Origin of the sequence: Pedobacter fastidiosus, assembly GCF_014306625.1 — a bacterium.
Classification (GTDB): Bacteria; Bacteroidota; Bacteroidia; order Sphingobacteriales; family Sphingobacteriaceae; genus Pedobacter; species Pedobacter fastidiosus.
The window spans coordinates 293,734-299,871 of record NZ_JACRYL010000005.1 but is presented as its reverse complement, the minus strand read 5'-3'; the positions used below and the strand labels follow the sequence as shown (position 1 = coordinate 299,871).

General features: G+C 35.8%; 6 protein-coding genes. 3 read left to right on the top strand and 3 right to left on the bottom strand.

Annotated features, from left to right (window positions below; genetic code table 11):
* The 3 genes from H7U22_RS22850 to H7U22_RS07675 form a co-directional block, all read left to right on the top strand.
* The coding region (locus tag H7U22_RS22850; protein WP_222621814.1) for a hypothetical protein at positions 1–283 on the top strand (283 nt) is incomplete at its 5' end.
* A 60-nt stretch (positions 284–343) separates the two neighbouring features.
* The gene (locus tag H7U22_RS07680; protein ID WP_187070764.1) at positions 344–1,543 is read left to right on the top strand and encodes a GAF domain-containing sensor histidine kinase; all 1,200 of its coding nucleotides are present in this window, start codon (positions 344–346) and stop codon (positions 1,541–1,543) included.
* 134 nt (positions 1,544–1,677) lie between these two features.
* Positions 1,678–2,262, top strand: coding sequence for an RNA polymerase sigma factor (locus H7U22_RS07675; RefSeq protein ID WP_187070763.1), 585 nt, complete (start codon positions 1,678–1,680; stop codon positions 2,260–2,262).
* A 31-nt stretch (positions 2,263–2,293) separates the two neighbouring features.
* Here the strand turns inward: H7U22_RS07675 and H7U22_RS07670 are convergent, their stop codons facing one another.
* Genes H7U22_RS07670 through H7U22_RS07660 form a run of 3 tightly spaced genes read right to left on the bottom strand, consistent with a single transcriptional unit; the run spans position 2,294 to position 6,120 of the window.
* Positions 2,294–3,559 carry a sensor histidine kinase gene (locus H7U22_RS07670; protein WP_187070762.1) on the bottom strand — a complete coding sequence of 422 codons (1,266 nt, stop codon included), beginning with the start codon at positions 3,557–3,559 and terminating at the stop codon, positions 2,294–2,296.
* Positions 3,543–4,916: a sigma-54-dependent transcriptional regulator gene (locus tag H7U22_RS07665; protein WP_187070761.1), complete on the bottom strand. Its 1,374-nt coding sequence runs from the start codon at positions 4,914–4,916 to the stop codon at positions 3,543–3,545. Before H7U22_RS07665 ends, H7U22_RS07670 begins: the two co-directional genes overlap by 17 nt.
* A gap of 22 nt (positions 4,917–4,938) precedes the next feature.
* A complete protein-coding gene (locus H7U22_RS07660) occupies positions 4,939–6,120 on the bottom strand; it encodes an ABC transporter permease (RefSeq protein WP_187070760.1) in 1,182 nt (393 codons plus the stop codon).
* Positions 6,121–6,138 lie beyond the last annotated feature (18 nt).

Genomic DNA, 6,138 nt, shown 5'->3' with positions numbered 1-6,138 from the left:
ACCTTATCAAATTAACTCGGCTAAGGGGAACTTTTTAGATTGGCGAAGAGGGGTCAATTTGAAGCGGTTTATCCAACTTACCTATCGTGCTTTTGAAGTAAAAAAAGCTTATTATAAAGAGATTGCTTCTTCGTTCCTCCTAGCAAAGATACAATATGAACGTAAGTGCAAATCTGGGTTTATGGGAGCCGAGGCAATCCTTTATTTTACAAAACAAACCACCGCCAAATGCATAATAGATATGCAGCCGTGGTATTATATCGAGGGTTTTTACCCCTTTTAAGAATGAAAACTACTGCGTATTTTTACTTACATTTGGAAGTTTTAATCTTAGTACCCTAGAATGATTTTCCCAGAAAAGCCAGCGAATGAAAATGAGAGACTCAAATCGATTGAATCTTATCATATTGAAAGTTGGGGTTCGGAAAACGACTTTGATGAGCTAACCATGCTTGCTGCAGAAATCTGCCAAACACCAATTGCATTAGTGACCATCTTGGGCGAAAATAAGCAATGGTTCAAATCTGGTTTTGGCACCGAACTTAGAGAAACTTCTAGAGAAGTTGCTTTTTGTTCTCACGCCATTCTTGATGATCGAGAAATTATGGTAGTTAAAGACGCCAGAAAAGACGAACGTTTTATTGGTAACCCGCTAGTTACTGGCGATACGCGGATTGTTTTTTACGCAGGGGTTCCGCTGGTTAATCCCGAAGGCTATGCTTTGGGCACAATCTGCGTAATTGACCACGAAGAAAAAGAATTGAGTGAAAGTCAGCTTAAAGCACTTCGGGTTTTAGGTAAACAGGCACTCCATCAAATGGAGCTCAGAAGAAAACTGAAAGAACTTGAAAGTACTAATGACGCACTGATAGAGGCAAACACATTCATCGAAAAATTTGCACAACGTGTTGCTCACGACATTAAAAATCCTTTAACGAGCATCATTATGTCGGCAGATTCTATTCAGAAAAAATTTCAATCAGAAGGTGATGAACGTTCTGTCCGCTTGATTAATATTGCGCTTCGATCTGCAAAAAACTTGGTTACTTATGTGGATGATATGCTCGATTATTCTAAAAAACCATCCTCGCTTCTTTCAGCACATGAAACGTTTGAACTTGTTGAACTTTTTGAAAAAATCGTTCACATGCTCAACGCTCCACAAGAATGCAAAATTAGTTTTTCAAATTCTGGCAAAATTAAAAGTTCTCGGATTGCGATAGAGCAGATTTTACTCAATCTGTTTAGCAATGCCATTCGTTATAATAATAAAAGCCAGCCAGAAATAGAATTGGGTTTTAGAGAAGATAAAAGCCAATATTATTTTTCGGTAAGCGATAATGGAAGAGGAATCGCAAAGGATCAGCTAGAGAGAATTTTTGAAGAGGGATTTACTTCTGCAGAAAGCGATCGGTTTGGCAAAAAAGGAAACGGTTTAGGGCTTGATGCGGTAAGCAGTCTGGTTAAAAAAATGCAGGGCAAAATTCATGCATCTTCGGAAATCGAAAAAGGTACAACCATTTCTTTCTCGCTTCCACGATAATTATAAATCATTCTTTTCGAATACTCTAAACGAATATCCTATATAACAGTGCCTTACACTAAAATGCAATAGCAATTTGGAATACCAAAAACATATTATGGGTTAACGTGTTCAATCTCGTATAACCTCTAATCATGATTGCATTTATACTTACACCTCCTAATATTAAACCGTTAAAACAGGCTACTTTGCCTAATGAAACCTTACTTGCCGAAGGCTTGGTTTCTGGAAGTTTTGATGCTTTTAACCAGTTATATAAAATGTATGCACCTTCTTTATTAGGCGTAATAAGTAAAATTGTACAGCAACAAGAAACCGCTGAGGATTTACTTCAGGATACTTTTATTAAGATCAGAAAATATGCCTCAAGTTATGATCCTTCTAAGTCGAGAATCTTCACTTGGATAAGTAGAATAGCTAGAAACACGGCATTAGATTATCTCCGCCTAAAAATGAATAAGGACGGAGCAAAAAATATTTCACTAGATTTTGTTTCTGCCGAATTAGATACGAACTACACAAACTCCTTTAATCCAGAGGTTATCGGCCTTAAAAACCTATTCAATTCCTTAAATAGCAAACAGAGAGAAATTATCGATTTGATTTATTATAAAGGCTACACGCATGAAGAAGTTGCCGAAAAGCTGAGTATGCCCATAGGAACGGTTAAAACCCGAATCAGGATGTCGATTCAAAAATTAAGGATGAGTTTTAATTGAGCGGTTTCGCAAAAGATTTGATTTTAAAGTTTTACCCCAGCTGGATTACAAATTCTGTGCTATTTTGAGCTAAAGTTTTTAATGAGAACTCAAACCCATGATTGAGCAAAATTTCTCTAACTAAAGTTAATCCAATTCCCTGCCCATCTTTTTTAGTGCTAAAAAACGGACTAAAAAGTTGTTCGGTATCTGCTTCTGAAATTCCGTTCCCATTATCAGAAATGATTAGGGTGCGTTTATTTCCGTTTAAATTTATCTCAATATCACCTTCATTTTCAATGGCTTCTATTGCATTTTTAATAATATTGATAAGTGCCTGTTCCAATTGTTGTACATCTGCAAGAACAAAATAAGGCTCGTTGGGAAGCTGAAGATCAAACTTAATATCCTTTCCATTTTTGGAGAAAGCCATCAATTCAGTTACCGATTTAAGCAGCGGAATTAAATCAATCCGTTTTCTATTCGCTTCTGGAAGTTTAACCAAATCGGCGAAATTGCGCATGAAAATATTAAGATTTTGGTTTCTATCTATTGCTACTTGAAGCGCATTTTTGAGCAATTTATTTTCTGAATTAAGCCAAATATTTTCTTGCGATAAAGTGCTGCTTATAATCGAATTTACTGGGCCAACGGTATTGTTTACTTCATGTGCCATCATTCTGATTACTTTACTGTAAACATTCTTCTCTGCTTCGAAAATCTCGGCAGTAACTTCTTCCATCATTACAAAAATCCGTTCAAAACCTCGATCTATAAATCTAGATTTTTGAATTTTGAAAGTGCGCAATCCGCCAATTCGAATCATTTTAGATGAACCTGTTTTTACATCCTTAATCTGGCTGAATAACAAATCGTAATCGTTATTTAAAATTTCGGTTGCCTTTGGATTAATCTGTTTTACCTGTCCATCAAAATCTAAAATAACAATTCCGGTAGGTGAAGTTTGAATCAGTTTTTCGAGGAAGAAATGTTGTTCTTGTTGCTTGGTTCTTTCCAGTCTCAATTCATCAATCATTCTGTTGTAAACATCAACCAAATCATCAACTTCTTTTTTGCCTGTAGATACGAATTTAACATTAAAATCTTTATCCTTAATTGCATTAATACCCTGTTTTAAATAGGTTAAAGGCATAATCAATTGCTTATACAAGCTTAAAGAAATCACCACGGAAATAATGATAATGACTTCCGACAGCATAAAAATTATTTTGTTTTTTTCGAAAATAAAATAGCTCATCACCAAGCAAATCAGATGAAGCGCAACGATGAAGAAGATGTATTTAGTCTTCAGTTTCATTAAAAGGAATTTGATGTTTTTCTAATCTTCGGTACAGCGCATTTCTGGTAATCCCTAAAGATGCTGCTGCTTTTGTAATTCTGTTTTTATGGAAATTCATGGCTTGTTTAACCATTTCGGCTTCCATTTGATCGAGTGTCATCGTGCCCACGCCCGGCAGTTTAACTTGATTATTTTTTAGTGGAGATAAATTTAATTGAGATTTAAAATCATCAATGCCCAATTCGCTTTTACTACTGATTAAAACCGTTCGTTCTACCAGGTTTTTAAGCTGGCGGATATTTCCGGGTAAGGGCAATTGTTGCAACCAACGCATGGCAGATGGAGAAATCGTTAAATCCGGCCGATTGTATATCTCTTTTAAATTATCGATAAAGAAATTAACCAGCAATGGAATATCATTTGGTCTATCTCGTAAGGCAGGTAAATGAATGGGAATCAGGTTAATTCGATATAGTAAATCTTCTCTAAACAGACTCGAATTAACCATCTCGTTTAAATTTTTATTGGTTGCACAAACTACTCGGGTATCCACAACTTTTGTTCGGCTACTGCCTAAAACTTCATAAGTTCTATCTTGCAAAACCCGTAATAATTTAACTTGACTGCTGGCTTCCAGATCACCAATTTCATCTAAGAAAATAGTGCCTTTATTTGCCATTTCAAAACGACCAACCCGATCAAATCGGGCATCGGTAAATGCCCCACGAACATGACCAAACATTTCACTTTCAAACAAGGAAGATGAAATTCCACCTAAATTTACCTTAATAAAAGGTTTATTAGATCGGTTACTGTTTTCGTGAATCGCTTCTGCAATAAGTTCCTTACCCGTTCCACTTTCTCCGGTAATTAGAACCGAAGCATTGGTTCCTGCTACTCTACCAATGGTTTCCAAAATGGATAAAAGACCGGCATCTTCACCAATAATTTGTTTAAAATTATACTTCTTATCGAGGCCTTTCCTATTTCTAGAAAGTGGTTTTTTTCCGTTAAGTTGCAATAATGTTTCTACCGATTGAAGTAGATAATCGTTACTCCAAGGTTTGTTTACAAAATCATTTGCGCCGAATTTCATCCCCTGAACAGCCAACTCAATACTTGCCCAACCTGTAATTAAAATAACAGGAAGCGTTTGGTTAATAGCCCTTATTTTTTTGAGAAGATTCATGCCCTCTTCTCCGGAAGTATCAATTGAGAAATTTAAATCCAAAATAACCAATTCAGGCTTTCCGGTTTTTATTACCTCGAAGGCCAGAACTGCATTATCTGCAGTAACAACTTCGTTTCCAGCACCTTTTAACAAGAGTGTTAACGAAGTTCTTACCGCTATATCATCATCAACAATTAATATCATATATTCAAAGTTAAGATAAGTATTATTCTTCGTGCAATGCTATTGCCGGATGGATAGCCGCAGCCTGTTTGCCCGGATAAAGGGAGCAGGCAAAAACCAACAGATAAATAAATAAAACAGAGAGCAACATTGCAATTAAATACACGCTTGATGGCACATTGTAAACGTTTAATAATGGAAATTGAACCGCAAAAAAACAGCCTACAATTAAAGAGATTGTCGCTAAAATTATAGATTCCAAAACAAGTTGATAAGATACCAAATTTCCGCTTGCACCAATCGCTCTGCGTAAACCAATTTCTCCTTTCCGCTTATTAATATTGTACCATAAAACACCAAATAAACCCAAAGCAACATTGATAATTAGAAAGCTGGCAATGATGATGAAAATAACCATTGGGATAATGGTAACTTCATTTCTCGAGTCACGCATTTCATCTACATGCTTTATTTCCACGGCGCCATGTGTGGAGGTTGCCATAAATTTATAAAGTTTACTCTCAAAAGTTGCATCCGCGGTTTCGCGTACTTTTAACAAGAGCGTACCAGTCCACTTTAAATAACCGGTATCTAACCTGATGAAAATGGAGTTTCCGATGGGCGAGAAATCACCGTTTGATTTGATATCTTGCACCACTCCAATTACCTTGAGTTTGTTTTTATCATCGAAATCGCCAATAAATTTACCTGTTGCCTTTCCTTTCCCAAACATTTGGTCTTTTAGAGTTTCGTTAATAATAACGCCTTTATCTTTGGTCACCACATCTTCGGGCAAAAACCATCGGCCTTCCAATAACTTAACTTGCCATACTTTTTGATAATCGGCACCGACAATGAAATTACTTACATAATTAAATTTCTTTCCATTTTGCGTTAAACCTGTACTCATAAAACTATCCGAATAAGGATAATTATTACTGGAGAATGCGGTTGCTTCTATTTGAGGCATCGCCTTTAATGATTTGTTCAGATTATCATAAAAAGTGCTTAGCGAATCCTGATTTTTAGGAAGCTGACCATTATCATAGGTAATAGACCAAACCCGATTATAATCAAAACCCAAAGGTCTGCTATAATTTTGGTAGTAGTAGGTGAGGTAAGAAAAAACCGCAAAAGTAACGAGGAAAGAAATGAGGATTTCGGATAGAAAAAGAAAATTCTGTTTCCTTTTATTCCAGATTAATTTAAATAAATGTTTGAACATAATAATATCGTTTATTTG

Bases quoted from the DNA above. Each gene is read 5' to 3' on its own strand.
- H7U22_RS07670 (WP_187070762.1), bottom strand. From the start codon at position 3,559: ATGAAACTGAAGACTAAATACATCTTCTTCATCGTTGCGCTTCATCTG.
- H7U22_RS07680 (WP_187070764.1), top strand. From the start codon at position 344: ATGATTTTCCCAGAAAAGCCAGCGAATGAAAATGAGAGACTCAAATCG.
- H7U22_RS07660 (WP_187070760.1), bottom strand. From the start codon at position 6,120: ATGTTCAAACATTTATTTAAATTAATCTGGAATAAAAGGAAACAGAAT.
- H7U22_RS07665 (WP_187070761.1), bottom strand. From the start codon at position 4,916: ATGATATTAATTGTTGATGATGATATAGCGGTAAGAACTTCGTTAACA.
- H7U22_RS07675 (WP_187070763.1), top strand. From the start codon at position 1,678: ATGATTGCATTTATACTTACACCTCCTAATATTAAACCGTTAAAACAG.